Source organism: Pseudomonas sp. TTU2014-080ASC, assembly GCF_001446935.1.
Classification (GTDB): Bacteria; Pseudomonadota; Gammaproteobacteria; order Pseudomonadales; family Pseudomonadaceae; genus Aquipseudomonas.
Genome location: NZ_LKKK01000001.1, coordinates 1,095,751 through 1,113,284, shown reverse-complemented (window position 1 = coordinate 1,113,284; position 17,534 = coordinate 1,095,751). Strand labels below are relative to the sequence as shown.

The 17,534-nt window shown below is 58.2% G+C and carries 14 protein-coding genes; 6 read left to right on the top strand and 8 right to left on the bottom strand.

Features of this window, described 5'->3' with window-relative positions; all coding sequences use genetic code 11:
• Window positions 1-2 precede the first annotated feature (2 nt).
• Complete coding sequence (locus tag AO726_RS05075; protein ID WP_206542500.1) at window positions 3-1,946, top strand: MacB family efflux pump subunit; 1,944 nt, start codon at window positions 3-5, stop codon at window positions 1,944-1,946.
• Between the two features lie 5 nt (window positions 1,947-1,951).
• Window positions 1,952-3,328: an efflux transporter outer membrane subunit gene (locus AO726_RS05070; protein WP_160320958.1), complete on the top strand. Its 1,377-nt coding sequence runs from the start codon at window positions 1,952-1,954 to the stop codon at window positions 3,326-3,328.
• Window position 3,329: 1 nt separating this feature from the next.
• Here AO726_RS05070 and AO726_RS05065 read toward each other — a convergent pair whose 3' ends face one another.
• The gene (locus AO726_RS05065) at window positions 3,330-4,127 is read right to left on the bottom strand and encodes a tetratricopeptide repeat protein (RefSeq protein ID WP_058066946.1); all 798 of its coding nucleotides are present in this window, start codon (window positions 4,125-4,127) and stop codon (window positions 3,330-3,332) included.
• A gap of 3 nt (window positions 4,128-4,130) precedes the next feature.
• Window positions 4,131-4,811, bottom strand: a complete 681-nt coding sequence (locus AO726_RS05060) for a Fe2+-dependent dioxygenase (protein ID WP_058066945.1) — start codon at window positions 4,809-4,811, stop codon at window positions 4,131-4,133.
• Window positions 4,812-4,952: 141 nt separating this feature from the next.
• Here AO726_RS05060 and AO726_RS05055 point away from each other — a divergent pair, with 141 nt between their 5' ends.
• Complete coding sequence (locus AO726_RS05055; RefSeq protein WP_058066944.1) at window positions 4,953-7,265, top strand: TonB-dependent receptor; 2,313 nt, start codon at window positions 4,953-4,955, stop codon at window positions 7,263-7,265.
• Window positions 7,266-7,405: 140 nt separating this feature from the next.
• On the opposite strand, the gene AO726_RS05050 is transcribed toward AO726_RS05055, so the two are convergent.
• From AO726_RS05050 to AO726_RS05030, 5 genes are all read right to left on the bottom strand, one after another.
• The gene (locus AO726_RS05050) at window positions 7,406-8,941 is read right to left on the bottom strand and encodes a sulfite reductase subunit alpha (RefSeq protein WP_152987231.1); all 1,536 of its coding nucleotides are present in this window, start codon (window positions 8,939-8,941) and stop codon (window positions 7,406-7,408) included.
• A 51-nt stretch (window positions 8,942-8,992) separates the two neighbouring features.
• Window positions 8,993-9,868 carry a DUF4198 domain-containing protein gene (locus AO726_RS05045; protein WP_058066943.1) on the bottom strand — a complete coding sequence of 292 codons (876 nt, stop codon included), beginning with the start codon at window positions 9,866-9,868 and terminating at the stop codon, window positions 8,993-8,995.
• Window positions 9,869-9,883: 15 nt separating this feature from the next.
• Window positions 9,884-10,393 (bottom strand): DUF2271 domain-containing protein, encoded by a 510-nt coding sequence (locus AO726_RS05040; protein ID WP_058066942.1) that lies wholly within the window; start codon window positions 10,391-10,393, stop codon window positions 9,884-9,886.
• Between the two features lie 9 nt (window positions 10,394-10,402).
• Window positions 10,403-11,002 carry a PepSY-associated TM helix domain-containing protein gene (locus AO726_RS05035; RefSeq protein ID WP_058066941.1) on the bottom strand — a complete coding sequence of 200 codons (600 nt, stop codon included), beginning with the start codon at window positions 11,000-11,002 and terminating at the stop codon, window positions 10,403-10,405.
• A 154-nt stretch (window positions 11,003-11,156) separates the two neighbouring features.
• On the bottom strand, window positions 11,157-13,376 hold the full coding sequence (locus AO726_RS05030) for a TonB-dependent receptor domain-containing protein (RefSeq protein ID WP_058066940.1): 2,220 nt from the start codon (window positions 13,374-13,376) through the stop codon (window positions 11,157-11,159).
• Window positions 13,377-13,625: 249 nt separating this feature from the next.
• Between AO726_RS05030 and AO726_RS05025 the strand changes: the two genes are divergently transcribed.
• Genes AO726_RS05025 through AO726_RS05015 form a run of 3 tightly spaced genes read left to right on the top strand, consistent with a single transcriptional unit; the run spans window position 13,626 to window position 15,960 of the window.
• A complete protein-coding gene (locus AO726_RS05025; RefSeq protein ID WP_058066939.1) occupies window positions 13,626-14,369 on the top strand; it encodes a 5-oxoprolinase subunit PxpA in 744 nt (247 codons plus the stop codon).
• Window positions 14,366-15,043 (top strand): 5-oxoprolinase subunit PxpB, encoded by a 678-nt coding sequence (gene pxpB, locus AO726_RS05020; RefSeq protein WP_058066938.1) that lies wholly within the window; start codon window positions 14,366-14,368, stop codon window positions 15,041-15,043. The genes AO726_RS05025 and pxpB overlap by 4 nt, the downstream gene beginning before the upstream one ends.
• Entirely contained in the window at window positions 15,040-15,960 is a 921-nt protein-coding gene (locus tag AO726_RS05015) for a 5-oxoprolinase subunit C family protein (protein ID WP_152987230.1), read from the top strand. The genes pxpB and AO726_RS05015 overlap by 4 nt, the downstream gene beginning before the upstream one ends.
• Here AO726_RS05015 and lnt read toward each other — a convergent pair whose 3' ends face one another.
• Window positions 15,961-17,481, bottom strand: coding sequence for an apolipoprotein N-acyltransferase (gene lnt / locus AO726_RS05010; RefSeq protein WP_058066937.1), 1,521 nt, complete (start codon window positions 17,479-17,481; stop codon window positions 15,961-15,963).
• Window positions 17,482-17,534 lie beyond the last annotated feature (53 nt).

Here is a 17,534-nt window from a genome sequence, read left to right as displayed (position 1 = left end):
AACTGATGAGCGCTCTGATATCCCTGCGGAACATTACCCGCAGTTTCAATACCGGCGAGATCGAAGTGAAGGTGCTACACGGCATCGACCTTGAGATCGCACGGGGCGAGTTTGTCGCCATCATGGGAGCGTCCGGCTCCGGCAAAAGTACCCTGATGAACATCCTCGGCTGTCTGGATAAACCCAGCGGCGGAGAGTATCTGTTTGCCGGGCGTCCGGTGGCTGAGCTGGATACAGACGGGCTGGCTGCGCTGCGTCGCGAAGCCTTTGGTTTTGTATTCCAGAGCTACAACCTGATCTCCACCGCCAATGCGCTGGAGAACGTTGAAATTCCTGCGATTTATGCCGGCAAGCCAGCAGCAGAACGGCATATACGGGCGACTGATTTGCTTAAGCGTCTGGGCTTGGGCGAGCGCCTGCGCAACCGTCCGAGCCAGCTCTCTGGTGGGCAGCAGCAGCGGGTGTCGATTGCCCGTGCGTTGATGAACGACGCTGAGGTGATTCTGGCGGATGAGCCGACCGGAGCGCTGGACAGCAAGTCCGGCCAGGAAGTGCTGGCGCTGCTTAAGGAGCTGTCGGCTCAGGGCAAGACAGTAATCATCATCACCCACGACCGCGAAGTCGCTGCCCACGCAGATCGCCAGATCGAAATCCGCGATGGTTTGATCGTGGCGGACAGCGGCCCCAAAGAGCGTGTTGAAGCTGCGCCGGTCGAGTTTGCGCTTAACACCACGCCGGCAGGCGCTGGTACTGCGGATGTGGGCGAGGCGGTGCGTATGGCGGGGCGGGCGCTGCGGGCCAATCTGTTCCGTACTGTGCTGACGCTGCTCGGCATCGTCATTGGTGTGGCTTCGGTTGTGGCCATGCTGGCGGTGGGTAACGGCGCACGACAAAGTGTGGTCGATCGCATCAGTGCGATGGGCACTAACTTGCTGTCGATCCGCCCCGGCGCGCCGAATATGCCGCGCTCTGCTGATGGCGTAACCGCAACCCTGACCGCCGAAGATGCAAAAGCGGTGGCGCAATTGCCTAACGTGCGCGACGCGCTGGGCGAACTGCAAGGCAATGCCACGCTGCGCGCTGGCAATATCGACTACAAGACCAGCATCACCGCGACCAATGCCAGCATGCCAGTGGTGCGTGAGTGGCCGATGGCGCAAGGCGCGTTCTTCAGTGAGGACGATGAGCGCTCCTATGCAACCGTCACCGTAATCGGCCAGACCGTAGCGCAAAACCTGTTCCCGGATCAGAACCCGGTGGGCAAGTACCTGTTGATACAGAACGTGCCGTTCCAGGTGATCGGGGTGATGAGCGCCAAGGGCGCGACACCGTGGGGGCAAGATCAGGACGACGTGGCGCTGGTGCCGTTTTCAACCGGCAGCTTGCGTCTGTTTGGCCAGCGTTATGTGCAGAGCATTACCGCCTATATCGACAACATCGACGCGATTGCTGATACCGAAGAAGTGATTCGTCAGGAACTGCTCAAGCGCCACAACGGCGTGGAGGACTTCCAGATTCGTAACACCGCCTCGCTGCTTGAGGCGGTGACCGCGACACAGGACACCCTGACCATTTTGCTTGGCTCGATTGCGGCGATCTCGCTGCTGGTGGGTGGTATTGGCGTGATGAACATCATGCTGGTCAACGTCACCGAGCGGACCCGCGAAATTGGTATCCGCATGGCCACCGGTGCGCGCACCGGCAACATCCTCCAGCAGTTCATCACCGAAGCACTGGTGGTCTCTGCCATCGGCGGTGTGCTCGGTGTGGTGCTGGGCTTGGCAGTGGCGTGGCTGCTGCGGATGTTCGGCACTTCGGTGGAGTTCACTCTGGCTCCGGTGTTGTTGGCCTTCGGTTGTGCGTTTGCCACCGGACTCATTTTCGGTCTGATGCCTGCCCGTAAAGCAGCCCATCTCGACCCTGTTCAAGCTCTGGCCTCGGATTAATGGTTATGAAAGCGATGTTTAAACCGCTGCCTCTGGTATGTGCCCTGATTTTGGCTGGCTGCAACCTTGCGCCGGTGTATGAAACGCCCGAGCTGCCGCTGCCTGAGCAATACGAGCAGGGCGCTGGTGCGGTGGTTGATCCCGCGTGGTGGCAGGCATTTGGCAGCGATGAGCTGACCGCGATGATCGAGCGCGCAGCCAACGGCAACCTGGACTTATCCACCGCCATGAGCCGCGTGCGTCAGGCTGATATTCAGGCCCGTGTTGCCGGTGCGCCGTTGCTGCCAACCGTGAGCGGTAATCTTGGCGGCAACCGCAACTTCGCCTCGGACAACGCCGGTGGCGGGGTACGTGAGTCTTTCTCTTCGGGCTTGTCGATCAGCTATGAGCTGGATGTTTGGGGTAAGAACCGCAACAACCTGGAAGGCACTCTGCAAGGGGCACGGGCGACCGCATTCGAGCGCGATACGGTGGCCCTGACGGTGGCCGCATCTACTGCAACCAGCTACCTCAAAGTGCTGGAGCTGCGCGAGCGCGAGCGCATTGCGCTGGAGAATCTGGCCAACGCCGAAGAAGTTCTGAAAGTGGCCGAAGCCCAAACGCGCTTAGGTGCCAGCAGTGAGTTGGATTTGGTACAGCAACAAACCATGGTCGAGCAGCGCCGTGCGTCCATTCCGGGGATTCGTCAGCAGCGCCAGACGGCGGAAAATGCACTGGCCATTCTGCTCGGTGAAGTCCCGCAAGGCTTTGCTGCACAGATTAAGGCCGACAGCCTCGGCAAGCTGATGCTGCCGCAGGAAAAAGTGGCGGGGCTGCCCTCCGAACTGCTGCTGCGCCGCCCGGATATTCAAGCGCAGGAGGCGCGCCTGCGGGCCGCCAATGCGGACATCGGTGCAGCCCGCGCTGCACTGTTCCCCAGCATCAGCCTGACCGGCTCCAGCGGCTACAGCGCGGATGTGTTCAGCAACCTGTTTAACAGCGCCAACCTGGCCAGCAGCTTGGGCGCTTCGCTGGTGCAGCCGATCTTCCGTGGCGGTGCTCTGCGCGGTGCGGTGGAGCTGTCTGAGGAACGCTATGTGGAGCTGACGGACAGCTACCGCAAGACGGTGATCAGCGCTTTGCAGGAAGTGGAGGATGCGTTGATTGCCGTGCGTGAAGGCCAGCGTCAGTACGAGAGCCAGCAGCAAGTATTGGCCTACGCCGAGAAAGCTTTCCGCCTGGCTGAGCTGCAATACCGCACCGGCTCGGCGGATATCCTCACCGTGCTCAGTGCCCAGCAGAGCTTCTTCTCGGCTCGCGACAGCCTGCTGCAGAACCAGTCTTCGCAGCTGCAAAATCAGGTGCAGCTGTACAAGGTGCTGGGGGGCGGTTACGGAGGTTGATTCAGGCGCGTTGTGCTGCGGCCACCTGCTCGTAAGCAGCTTGGTCGCTGGCATCGCCCAACTCGGCTGCACGGGTATGGAAGGCCAGGGCAATCTCCCGGACTTCTGTTTCCTCAGCGTGCAACAAGGCAGAGCGAGTTGCACGCAGGAAATTCAGGTTGCCGCCCTGCAACGCCCGTTGCAGCCATTCGCAGGCGTGCTCAATTTCTCCCTGGCCGAGTAATACGGTGGCCCAGCTGTACTGCCCGCGAAAGTCTCCGGCCTCGGCTGAGCGGCGATACCAGTCAAAGGCGATTGCCGGATTGGCCTCCACGCCGGTGCCGTCTTCGTAACAGCGCCCCACCAGATTCATGGATTTGGCGTGGCCCTGATTGGCCGCTTGCAGGTACAGAGCAAAAGCCTGTTGTGGATCACGGGTAGTGCCGCGCCCGGTGGCCAGCAGGTTGGCCAGGTTGTACTGCGCCCAGTCCAGTTTGAGATCGGCTGCCTTCTGGTAATAGGCCGCTGCCATGGGCTCATTCTTTTCCACGCCCCAGCCATGTTCATGACAGCGTCCGAGCATGTTAAGGGCCATGGTGTCGCCTTGGCTGGCCGCGATATTGAACCAGGTAATGGCCAGCGTGCGGTCCTGCTCGATGCCATGGCCCTCCAGCAGAATCTGCCCGAGCATGGTTTGCGCCAACGGCAGGCCGGTGCGCGCTGCCGCCAGAATGGCTTTGGCGCGCTGTTGCGGTGAACCCTGCAGGCTTTCGGCGAACTGTTCGGCGTCTGCTGTTTCGATGGTGGTCAGCGTGCCCATGGCTCAGAGCTCTGCCCACTGGCGCAGCAGGTTGTGATAGGTGCCAGTCAGTTGCAGCAGTGACGGGTGATCGGGTACGTCCCGGGTCAGTTGCTGAATGGCCTGATCCATGTTGAACAACAGGGTGCGTTGGCCGTCATCGCGGATCAGGCTCTGTATCCAGAAGAACGAAGCGATACGGGCTCCCCGCGTTACCGGCTCAACCTTATGCAGACTGGTGCCGGGGTAGAGGACCATGTCGCCAGCGGCAAACTTGACCCGCTGAGTGCCGTAGGTGTCCTGAATCACCAGCTCGCCGCCGTCATAACTGTCCGGGTCACTGAAGAACAGTGTGGCGGAAAGATCGGTACGTACCCGCTCGCTACCGCCCGGTACTTGGCGCACTGCGTTATCGATATGGAAGCCGAAATGGCCTCCACCGGTGTAGCAGTTGAACAGCGGCGGGTAGAGCTTCTCTGGCAACGCCGCCGACATGAACAGCGGGTTCTGCCACAGGCGCTGCACCATCAGCTCGGCAATTTCGCGGCCCAACGGGTGGCCTTCAGGCAATTGCAGATTGTGCTTGGCTTGAGCGGACTGATAGCCCGCAGTGATCTTCCCGTCTGCCCATTCCGATTTTTCCAGCGCCACGCGAACGCGTTCAGCTTCATCAGCAGAGAGAACATTGGGGATGTGCAACAGCATGGGAATGGGTCCGATCAAGAGGATTCATAGCGGCCCATCCGTGGCCTTATCAAGCTCCGTTAACCGGCACAAATGTATCATTATTTTTCTGAAATATGTTGATACTAATTATCATTTACTCTACTTTTCGCAACATCATCTATGTGGAGGCATCTTGTTGTGACTCTGGAAACTGAACTTCCAATAAGCAATTCAACCCGTTTGGCCACTGCCGTGGGCATGGCTGTTACTGCACTGTCTGCCCCCGTTGTTGCAGACACAACGGCCAAGGAAGGCCCAGTTGACCTGGATGTAACTTATATCCAGGGCCAGAGTCAGGAAGACGATAGCTATCAGGCGACCACTGCTCAGTCGCCCAAATACACCGCACCGCTGCGTGACACGCCACGCTCCGTGACCGTTGTGCCGCAACAGGTGCTGAAAGACACCAACGCCATGACCTTGCAGGATGCACTGCGTACCGTGCCGGGCATCACCATGGGCGCAGGTGAAGGCGGTAACCCGCAGGGCGATCGCCCGTTCATTCGTGGCTTTGATGCCCAGAGCGACACTTATCTGGACGGTGTACGTGACACGGGCGCGCAAACCCGTGAAATCTTCGCCATCGAGTCTGTCGAAGTCAGTAAAGGCCCTAACTCATCCATGGGGGGGCGTGGTGGTGCAGGCGGTAGCCTTAATCTGGTGACCAAGCAGGCTCATCTGGGTAACTCGCTGGATGGCGGCTTCATTTGGGGTTCAGATCAGACTCACCGTTACACCTTGGATGGCAACTATGAGTTCACTGAGAACATTGCCGGTCGTTTGAACCTGATGGCCCATGAAAGCAACGTGGCTGGCCGTGACAAGGTTAACTACGACCGTTGGGGGATCGCTCCGTCTGTGGCATTTGGTCTGGGGACTGATACCCGCCTGAAGCTCGACTTCTACCACATGGAAAGTGATGACCTGCCTGATTCGGGGATTCCCTACGGCTATTCGGTGGGTAATACCCATACCGCTGAAAGCCCGGATAAACCCAACGATGGCGGTGATAGCAGCAACTTCTACGGTTTGACCAAGCGCGACTTCCGCAAAACCCGGGCGGACATTGCGACCATCTCTTTTGAGCATGATCTGAGTGATTCACTGACCATCAAGAACACTCTGCGTCACGGCAACAGTATGCAGGACTACATCCTGACTCAGCCGGATGACAGCCAGGGCAACGTGATCAACGACAAAGTCTGGCGCCGGATCAACTCCCGAGTGGGTAACACCGCAACTACCACCAACCAGACTGATCTGTTTGGTGAGTTCTATCTGGGGGGCTTCAAGAACAACTTCTCCACCGGCATCGAGCTGAGCCGAGAGGTCTCAGACAAGGAAAGCTACACGGTAGATACCAAGTCGGGTACCAAAGCTGCTGGCCGTAAGACTATTTGTACCGATCTAGGCGCACCGTACAACTGCACCTCATTGAGTAATCCGACTCCGGATGATCCGTGGAGCGGCAGTATTGAGCGCAACCGTGCCGGTACGCATACCAGTGGCACGACTCGCTCGGTCTATGCCTTCGACACCCTGGAACTGACACCAGAGTGGTTGGTGAACATGGGCCTGCGTTATGACAGCTTCAGCACCAAGGCCAAAACCTACGATGCAGAGGGGACTACTACGGCCAAACTGGAAAATGACAGCCACTTCTGGAACGGTCAGTTGGGCCTGGTCTGGAAACCGGTTGAAAATGGCAGTTTCTATGTCTCCTACGCCACTTCCGCGACCCCGCCCGGTGCCATGCTGAGTGAAGGTACAGACGGTAACCCTCTGACTGCAGATAACATCACCAACGATCTGGAGCCGGAAGATACCGTCAACTATGAGCTGGGCACCAAGTGGGATTTGCTGGATGAGCGTCTGTCCCTGACTGCCGCCATCTTCCGCACCGAGAAGAAAAACGCCCGCGTTCTGGTGGATATCGATACCTATGAAAACGCCGGCAAAACCCGCGTGGATGGTATCGAACTGTCTGCAAGCGGCAAGCTGACAGACAAGTGGCAAGTGTTTGCGGGCTACAGCTATCTGGACAGCGAGCTGGTGGATGGTGGTAAGCAGAACATCGGCACCGCAACAGCACCGATCTGGGTGGATAACGTCAACAACGGCAATGAGCTGGGCAACACACCGGAGCACAGCCTGTCCCTGTGGACGACCTACAACATCACCGACAAGATCACCGTCGGTGGCGGTGCTTTCTATGTGGATGAGGTATGGGGCAGCACCAATAACAGCACCTACGTCGATTCCTACATCCGTTATGACGCTATGGCCAGCTACAAGCTGAACAAGAACGTCGACCTGCAGCTGAACGTGCAGAATCTCACCGATGAGGTTTATTACGACAAGGCATACGGTACCCACTTCGCCAACCAGGCGGCTGGTCGTACTGCACTGCTGAGCACCAACTTCCACTTCTGAGTCAGTGGCAGCTGAAATGAAAAAGCCGTCCGGGAAACCGGGCGGCTTTTTATTGTGCGCTGGCTGTAGGAGTCATTGTCGCGGGCTGTTGGGTAGGGCAGATGGTGCTTTATCCATCCACCACACTGCTTGGGGATTAATTAATACAGGTCCCTGCGGTAAAGGTCTTGCTGCTGCAACCTCAGAAGCGCGTCCTCACCTAGCAGGCCTTGCAGCATTGAATGCACGTCCTGCCCCATGCCCTGCAGGCTGCCGCAGAGGTAGATGGCTGCACCTTGATTGATCCATTCGCGCAGTTCATCCGCCGCGTCACGCAGCAGATGTTGCACGTAGATTTTCTGCGCCTGATCACGGGAGAAGGCCAGATCAAGACGGGCGAGGTGGCCGCTGGCTTTCCAGTTCATAAGTTCGTCGCGGCAAAAGAAGTCCGCCGACTCACTGCGCTCACCGAACAGCAGCCAGTTGCGGCTGCCGTGTGGCCGTGCCCGCAGATGCGCGCGCAAACCAGCAAGGCCGGTGCCACTACCGATTAAGATCATCGGTGTGCTGGCAGCAGGGCTGTGGAATGACGGATTGACGCGGATGCGCAGGTCGATTGCAGCGCCGAGCGGTGCGAATTCACACAGCCAGCCAGAACCGATGCCTGGTCGGCCATCTGGGTAATACATCTGCCTGACCAGCAACTGTATCGAACCGTCAGCCGGTACGGAGGCAATCGAATATTGACGCTGTGGCAATGGCTTGAGTGCACTCAGTAATTCATCGGCGCTCAGACCTCGATGGTGGTTTTCAGGCAGTTGGCGGGAGGCCAGCGCCTCAAGCAGCGTGCGGCCGTCACTCACTGACTGTTCTGGATTGAGGTTCAGTTCGGCCAGACGCTTAAACAGGGTTTCGCGACCTTGGCGCGGGCTGATTTCAAGCAGGTCGCCGGCTTGCCACTCGGGGTGTTCGCCGGTACTGCTCAAGGTCAGTTCGTACACTTTGTCGGCGCTGCTCGACGGATTCAGGCAGATGCGCTCCAGCAAAGCGAGCTGTTGGAACGGCTCGGCTTGCCAGTCGGCAAAATTGAAGTCGCCACTGATGTGCCCCAGTTGCTGCTGCCACTGACTTAAGGTGGCGGCATCGCATTGGTCGGCTGTCAGCGGTGGGAAAAGGCGTTGGGCGTGGCGCTTACTGAGGGCTTCATCAAGGTGCAGGCCATACGCGCAAAAGTGTGTGTACTGGCGATCGCCCAAAGCGAGTACGGCATAACTCAGGTTGCTGAGGTCGGTTTGATTGGCCAGCAGTTGTTCGAAGCGAGCGCCGCTGTCGGGGGCTTCGCCTTCGCCGTAGGTGCTGGCGATAAACAGTATCTGGCCTTGCAAGTGCGCGGGTTGTAGTTGGTCCACCGAGACGGCTTGTGCGGGGCAGCCAGCGGCAATCAGTTGCTCAGCACTTTTTTCTGCCAGTTGTTGGGCTTGTCCACTTTGGCTGGCGTAGGCAACGGTGATGCTGCCAGAGGAAACAGATAAAAGCGGGCGACGGTGGCGCAGCCATATCCATAAGCAAAACAGCAGATAGCTGAGGACGACCAGCCCAGCGCTGATTTCCCGAGCTGGTTGCAGACTCAGCAGGAGCAGTAGCGCGCCTGTGGTGAGCAGAAGAATAAGGTGTTGCAACAGGCGGGATGACTGCATGGATTGGATTCGTTAAGAAAATGGCCGGGCTTTCGCCCGGCCGGATTGCGCTTATTGCGGCAGAACTTCGAGCGTAGCGCTGTAGCTGGCGCGCACTTCGGTGGCCGGTTTTACTGCACCTTCTTTGGCGCTGTATTCAGCTTCCAGCCAGTACATGCCTGCGTTCGGCCAGGTGATGCTGATTTTGCCGTCGGCATCGCTGGTGGTTTTGATCTCGCCCAGCTCGGAGCGATAACGGTTGCCACCGGGAATCACACTGACTTCGACACCTTTGGCTGGCTTGCCATCCAGCAGCAGCTGGAATTCAGCCGCTTCACCTTCGAACAGGTCGTTCGGGTGAGTGATCGGTGCCAGTTCCAGGCCTTTGCCGGTTGTCTTCAGCGCTGTTTCAGTCGGGTTACCGGAGGTGACGAACACTTCCATGCGGCTGCTGTTCTGAGTGACTTTCAGGTCTTCAGCCTTGGCCGGGATTTCTTTGGCGAAGTCTTCAGCTTTGCCCATCCAGCGGCGGGTTTCACCGTTCTCTTTGTAGCTGGCAAACAGGCCATGGTTGGCAATAGCCAATTTGTAGGTGCCTTTCTGCTCAAGATGCAGGTCGAAGGTGCTGCGGTAACGGCCAATGCTGCCGTTTTCGGCTTTGGCGGCGCTGCCGTCCGGAGCGATTAGTTGCAGCACCGCGGCCGGACGCGGACGCATGCCCGGTGGGCCGCCTGCTGGCGTGTTGTCGACTTGGCCGATGCCCTGAATGCGCAGCGGGAAGTGTTCGAAGTAGAACAGGTCATTGGAGACGGCGGCGTCGACGGTGACCCAGGCATCATCACCGGAGAGAACGGTGGCGGAGGGCAGCATCCAGGCACGGTGTGCATTGGCGGTGAGTGGCAGGCACACGGCCAGGGTCAGGGCCGTCCATTTGATAAGCGGATTCATGGCAGTGTCCTCAGATTAAGGTTTGAGTGTCAGGTGAATTGCGCCCAGCTCGCTGGAGCCTTGAGCACTGCTGCTGGCGGCTTTATCAACCGGCCACTGGAACGGCACACGTAGCAGTTCGCGGCCACCGACTTCCCGGGCGGCTTCAACCACAACGCGATACTCACCGGCCGGAAGGTCTTTGAACGCGGCATCCTTGTCGCTGAAGCTCAGGGTATGCGTGCCGACTTTGCGGGTCGCACCGCTGACGCCATCAATCGGCATCTCAAGGGCACGGCCGCTACGGCGCCACCATTGGCGCAGGTCTTTCAGCCATTTTTCGCCTTCACGGTCGGCCATCTTGCCGTCGTACCACACGGCCAGATTAGCGACGTGACTCTGGTTAGGTTGCTCCAGCCAGATGGCGACATACGGGCGGTGATATTCGGCAACGTCCAGCTGTGGAATCTCGACGGACAGTTCTACTTCAGCGGCCAGTGCTGGTGTGGAAAGCGCCGCCAGTAAGGGAAGCAGGCATTTACGCATGGGACATCCTTAATGAATAAACAGAATCGCGAGCAGGGCAGGGATGACCAGCCCCAGACCAATCAGCGGCCAGGTGCTCGGGCGGTTAGGGGCATAACGCTGCAGCAGCAACAGGCCACTGAGGCTAAAGACCACACAAGCTACGGCGAACAGATCGATAAACCAGCTCCAGGCAGTGCCGGTGTTACGGCCTTTGTGCAGGTCGTTGAGGTAGGCGATCCAGCCACGGTCTGTGCTTTCGTATTCCAGCTCGCCGGACTCGAGGTCAAGACTTAACCAGGCATCGCCGCCGGGGCGGGGCATGCCGATATACAGCTCGCCGTCAGACCACTCAGCTGCGCGACCATCCAGGCGAATGTTCAGTTCGCTTTCCAACCACTGGCGCAGTTGTAGCGGCAGTCCTTGAGTCGGTGTCTTTTCCTGCAGGCTGGTTTGCAGTTCAGCAGGCAGCTGCGACTGTTGGCTGCTGACCTGCGGTTTGGCTTCGATTTGCCCGGCATGGTTGAGGGTGATGCCCGTAACTGCAAACAACAACATGCCTACCAGACACAGTGCAGAGCTGATCCAGTGCCATTGGCGCAGAGTGCCGAGCCAGGGAAATGAGCGCATGTGAATTCCGGCAGGAGAAAATTGGGGGTAATTCTATAAGTTGAGAGGTGTTGTTGGGATTAATTTACAAACACTATACGTTCGCAGTGTTTGTGCCAAAAAAACAACCCGGACAGGTGAATGTCCGGGTTGCTTGGTTTGCTGCTATGTCACATTAGAATGTGATGTTAGCTGACAGCCACAGGCGGCGGCCTTCTTCCATCACTCCGGTAGTGGATTGAGTGCTCTGGATATAGTCAGTCCCGTAGGCAATGTCTTTAGTCAGGCGCCCTGAGTTGTTGTAGGTGTAAGTTTCGTAGGCCTTGCCTCTGGTGAAGTCCTTGTCGAACAGATTGTAAATCGTTGCATTGAACGTCAGATTTTCTGTAGCCCGATAAGAACCGCCCAAATGGAACAGGGTGTAGTCCTTGGTGTTTTTGCCCAAGGTGTCGTAGATCGACTGGTTGGTGGTGTAGCGCCCGTTGTCGTCTGCGAGATTTTCATACTTGGAGGTGAACCGTGCGCGCTCACCGCGGTATTCGGATTTCAGCCACAGGTTAAGCCGGTCGTTGGCTTGCCAAGCCAGTTTCAGGTTGGCCAGATGTTCCGGGGTATTTGTCAGTGGCTGGCCTTTATTCTCACCACTCTTCTGCTCGCTGTCGGTATAGGTGTAGTTGCCACTCAGCGTCCAGGCCGGTGCGAAGTTCCAGCTTGCTGCTAGTTCAAGGCCTTGAGTGACGGCCTCGTCAATGTTGATTTGTTGTGAGTATTCACCGTCAGGAATGATCGGATCACCAGAGATGAAGATCGGATCTCCCGAAGCAATCTTGTCCTTGAACTTGTTATGGAACAGCGTGGCGTTAGCGTTAAAGCCGTCGAGGTTGTCGAAGTAAACCCCGAATTCTGTGCTGGTGGTGGTTTCCGGCTCGAGATCCGGGCTGCCGATGGTGATCACTCGGCCCTGACTAGTCGCACCATTAATCCCTGCGTGCAGGTCATTCAAGTCTGGTGTTTTGTAGCCTCGGCTTATACCGCCCTTAAGCGTCCAGTTCTCAGTGGTATTCCAAACCAGATAAGCGCGTGGGCTGACATGGCCACCGAATGATTCGTGATCATCGTAACGGGCGCCCAGCGTCAGGGTCAGGTCATCCCGCAAAGTCCACTCATCTTCAGCGAAAGCCGCCCAAGTCTTTTGCTCAAAGTCTGTTTGAGCGATGCCATCGGTCATTTCAGCTTTCCACCACTGTCCACCGATGGTCGCGGTGTGGTTGTCACCGATAGGAGCGATGAATTTGCTGTCCAGAACTAGGTTAGTGGTTTCCAGTTCGCGTTTGTCACCAGCAATTGCGCCAGGTACAGCCGTCGGGCGACCGATAGTTCCAGGTATGGTGCGTCCTTTGGTTTCTGTGGTGTTATGCATCAGGCTCGATTCGAGTGTACCTGCAGCAAAGCGTGCAGTGTGGGTAAGAGCTACCTGCTCACGCTCAAACCGTAATTCATCCTCGTATCCCGCCGCAGTAGTGTTGATGTCGCTGCACGTGCTGTTGAAACCGTCGAGTGTTCCCAACTGGCAGTCATCGTTGTTGTAACGCTGGCGTCCACGTTCAAAGTCCAGTGCGAGGTCATGGTCTTGATTCGGGGTCAGAGTCAGACGTGCACCGAGAGTGTTGTTGTCGCCTTCTACAGGAGATGGGCCGCGCTGGCTTACTTCGACGCCATTGCCATATTCAAGAGTGGACTCTTCACGTTTGAACAGGCTGCCACGTACCTGCAAGCCGAGCAGGTTATCAATCAGCGGGCCGCTGGCGTAGAAACTGGTGTTGCTGGTGTCACCGAAGTCGCGCTCTTCCTGGAAGGTGTGATCCAGCGTCAGCGAGCCGCTCCATTCACTGGCTACCTTCTTGGTGATAATGTTGATTACACCACCCATGGCGTCAGAACCGTACAGGGTCGACATTGGGCCGCGAATGATTTCAATGCGCTCAATTGCGCTCAGAGGCGGCATAAAGCTGGTGCGGGTTTCATTAAAGCCATTAGGCGTTACGTTGCCCGCCGCATTCTGGCGGCGCCCATCGATAAGAATCAGTGTGTATTCACTGGGCATGCCGCGAATGCTGATGTTGAGGCCGCCGGTTTTGCCGGTGCCTTGGCCAATGTCGATGCCTTCCACATCACCCAGCGCCTGAGCCAGGTTGCTGTAGCGCTTTTGCTGCAGGTCTTGCTGGCTGATCACGCTGATGCTTGCAGGGGCTTCGGTTACTTTTTGTTCGAAGCCCGAAGCACTGACTACAACCTTGTTGAGGGTCAGTGTTTCATCGGCATGTGCACTAACGGAGAGCGTACTTGCTAATGCAATTGCACTAGCCAGCAATGAGCGAGAGTAGGCGGTTGACATCATTTATCCCTAGCAGAGGTATTAGATTTGTGCGTGGATGATAATGATTAGCAAATGATGTTCAATGATTAATGGGAATGATCTGGTTTATTGTTGGTGAAACTTTATTGGCACACCAGTGTCTTCAAGGAGTTTCCGGATTTTTTGAATTTGTAATTAATTATTTCATCGGTGGCCTGTGTCATCATTTTTAATCACTGGTGTGCATTTCGGCTTGCGCATCCGCTGCACATCCTTAAGCATGCTGTCATGAAGAGAATTCTGCTTAATTGCGATATGGGCGAAAGCTTCGGTGCCTGGAAAATGGGCGATGACGCTCTTGCCATGCCACTGGTAGATCAGGCCAACCTGGCTTGCGGTTATCACGCTGGCGATCCACTGACTATGCAGCGTTCGGTAGCGCTGGCGCTCAGGCATGGTGTCAGCATTGGGGCGCACCCGGCGTATCCTGACCTACAAGGGTTTGGCCGCCGTCACATCAGCTGTTCACCTGATGAAGTCACCGCGCTGGTGCTGTATCAGTTGGGCGCACTGGATGCGTTCTGCCGGGCTGCGGGCACTCAGGTCGCGTATGTCAAACCCCACGGCGCGCTGTACAACGATTTAGTGCGGGATGATGCGCTGTTCAACGCCGTGCTGGCGGCCTGCGCAGCCTTTCGTAAAGGGATGCCGCTGATGGTGCTGGCGCTGGCGGATAATCAGCGTGAACAGCGTCTGGCCGAGGCTGCCGGTGTACCGTTGCTCTTCGAGGCCTTTGCTGATCGCGCCTATCTGGCTGATGGCCAGCTTGCCCCGCGTCGGCTGGAGGGAGCTGTACACAAGGACCCGCAACGCATTCTGGAGCAGGCTCTGGCGATTGCGCAGGGACAGGCGTTTTCAGATATCGATGGCAAACCGCTGCGCTTACAGGCTGACAGCCTATGTGTGCATGGCGATAACGCTGAGTCGCTGGCGGTGCTGCGGCGCTTACGGGCCAGCCTGGACAGCCTGTGATTCGTATCGAGCCTGCAGGCGCAGAGGCGCTCATGCTGGTGTTGGCGGAGCAGCCGGATGAGTTGCTGCCGCTGCGCATTGCCCGCCTGGCTGAACGTATCCGCGGGGAATTGGGCGAGGTGCTGACAGACCTGGTTCCGGGCTGGACCAGCTTATTGCTTCATTACGATCTGCTGCGTACGGATCACCGGCAGCTCAGTGCCGCTCTTAAACCGATTATCGAGCGCTGGCAGGACGAACCGTTCGCCGCACATCAGTCCCGGCTGCACGAGTTGCCAATTTGTTACAACGGCGAAGACCTGCATGAAGTGGCGCGTTTGTGTCAGATCGAGGTCGATGACGTTATTGCACTGCACAGCGGGCAGGACTACAGCGTTGGCGCGATTGGCTTTGCGCCGGGCTTTGCCTATCTCGGTACCTTGGATGCCCGGCTGGCTCTGCCGCGTCGCAGCACGCCGAGGGTCTCTGTACCGGCTGGCAGTCTGGCCATTGCCGAGCGGCAGACGGCGATTTATCCACAGCGTTCGCCGGGTGGCTGGCACTTGCTTGGGCGCTGTCCGTGGCCGTTGTTTGATTCATCAAAAGCGCCGCCTTGTCCGTTAGTTCTGGGTGATCGTGTGCGTTTTATCCCGATTGATGAGCGCCGTTTTATCAGCGAAGGCGGTGAGCTGTGAGTGGCTTGCGGGTGGTCAGGGCTGGGCCGCAGAGTTTGCTGCAGGATGCGGGACGACGTGGTTGGCAGCACCTCGGCGTTTCGCCCGCAGGGCCGATGGATGTGCAGGCCGCTGCCTGGGCCAATCGCCTGGTGAATAATCCGTGGGGCACCGCGCTGCTTGAAATCGCTTTGGGTGGTGTTGAGCTTGAGGCTGACGTCGACACGTGGGTCAGTTTGGCTGGTGCCGAGTTGGATGTGCATCTGGATGATCAGCCGCTCGCCGTGTGGACGCGCTTTGCCGTGCGTCGGGGGCAGCGTCTGCGCTTAGGCTTTGCCCGATCCGGACAACGTATCTACCTGGCGGTGGCCGGTGGCTTTCAGCTGGAACCGGTGTTGGGCAGCGTGAGCGTGCAGCTCCGGGAGGGCTTGGGCGGCTTGGCAGGTGACGGTTCACCGTTGCAGGCAGGCTATTGCCTGCCGTGTGCATCCGTCGAATTGAGCGGACGCGCCAGCGTGCCAGCGGCCTATCGGCCGGATTACCGGCAAATGGCACAGCTGCGGGTGATGTTGGGGATGGATGCGGCGGACTTTGCGCCTGAGCAGATCGAGCTGTTCTTCAATCAGGACTGGCAACTGAGCCCGCAGTCTGATCGCATGGGCGCACGCCTGTCGGGCCTGCCCATTCAGGCACCGAAGCGGCAGTGGTCAACCGGTGTCGGGCGCGGTGTGATTCAGGTGCCGCCGGACGGGCAGCCGATCATTTTGCAGGCGGATCATCAGACCATGGGCGGTTACCCGCTGCTGGGTTGGCTGCATCCGCTGGATTTGTGTCGCCTTGCACAGTGTCCGGCGCATCACGCAGTACGCTTTAGCCAGATCGACCTGGATCAGGCTCAGGTCGATCTGCGGGCTTTCTATCGTTTCTTCAGGCGCTGATCAGTCCCGCTGGCTGCGCCGCTGACGCAGCAGCGCAACGCTCAGTAGCACCATCGCCAAGCCAAACACCGGCCAGCCACGCCACTTCAGGTACGGCGTCAGGCCCTGCATGGGTTGGACCTCACCGTAGAGTATGGCTTGCTCGAACTGTGGCAGGCGCTCGGTGATTCTGCCGTATGGGTCGATCAGGGCCGTTACACCATTGTTGGTTGCACGGATCATCCAGCGACCGGCTTCCAGTGCCCGCATCTGCGCCATTTGCAGATGCTGTAGCGGGCCAATTGAGCGACCGAACCAAGTGTCGTTGCTGATGGTCAGCAACAGGTCGCTGCGTGCTGCCTGTTCGGCGGCAAACTCCGGGTAGACCACTTCGTAACAGATCAGCGCGGCGACGTTGTTGCCTTTGGCTGACAGCGGGTTTTGATTGGCCGGGCCGCGGGCAAAGTCGGACATGGGCAGGTCGAAGAAGGCGATCAGGCCGCGCAGCAATTCCTGCAGAGGCACGTATTCACCGAAAGGCACCAGCTTTTGCTTGAGGTAGTCGCCACTGCCATTACCGACCACGCTGATGCCGTTGTAGTAGCGCAGATCGCCATTCTCGTTGTTCTTGCGAATCGGCACGCCGGTAATCAATGCCGAATCACGATCAGCAGCAAACCTGTCGAGCATGCTCAGGTATCCATCTGCAGTGTCTTTGAACACTGGCACGGCTGTCTCCGGCCAGATGATCAGGTCAGACTGTTTGGCGCTGAAAGTCAGATCACGGTACAGCGCTAATTGGGCATTGAGCTGGCGCGGGTCCCATTTGAGGTTCTGTTCGATATTGCCCTGCACCGCCGTTACGCTCAGCGCTGGGCCTTTGCTTTCGGTCCAAGCGTGATCTTTAAACGCTACACCGCCGCCCCACACAATCGCTATCAACCCCACACTGCAGCCGAGAGCCAGTGGTGAAGCGAGTAACTGTTTGAGGTTGACCAGCAGGGCCGCGCTCAGTGCTAGGACGAAGGAGATCAGCCAGACGCCGCCTAACGGTGCAAGGCCTGCCAGCGGGCCGTCGAGCTGGCTGTAGCCTGCCAGCAGCCAGGGGAAACCTGTGAAAATCCAACTGCGCAAGCCTTCCAGGGCCAGCCACAGGGCTGCAAACGTCAGTGCGTTGGCCAGCGGCGCGTTGCTCTGACGCAGCCAGCGAGCCCAGACCCAGCCAGCCAGTGCCAGGAACGAGCCCAGTCCGGCGACAAACAGTAGGGTCAGAAAGCCCGCCAGTGCCGGCGACGCGGCCCCGTAATCATGGATGCTGACGTACACCCAACTGGTTCCGGCGAGGAACATGCCGAAGCCGTAAGCCCAGCCGCGTAACGCTGCCTGACCAGGTGCCAGCTCACGTAAACCAAGAAACAGCAGGCCAATCGACAGCAGGGCCAGCGGCCATAAGTCATAAGGTGCCAGAGTTAGGGGGGTGACAGAGCCCGCGAGCAGGGCGATCAGATGGCCGGGCCAACCGGCTCGGGTTATCCATTGCATCAGGTGCAGTTCCTTGGATTGAAGTGGCGCAAGGGTAGAGCGGATTTTGGGTG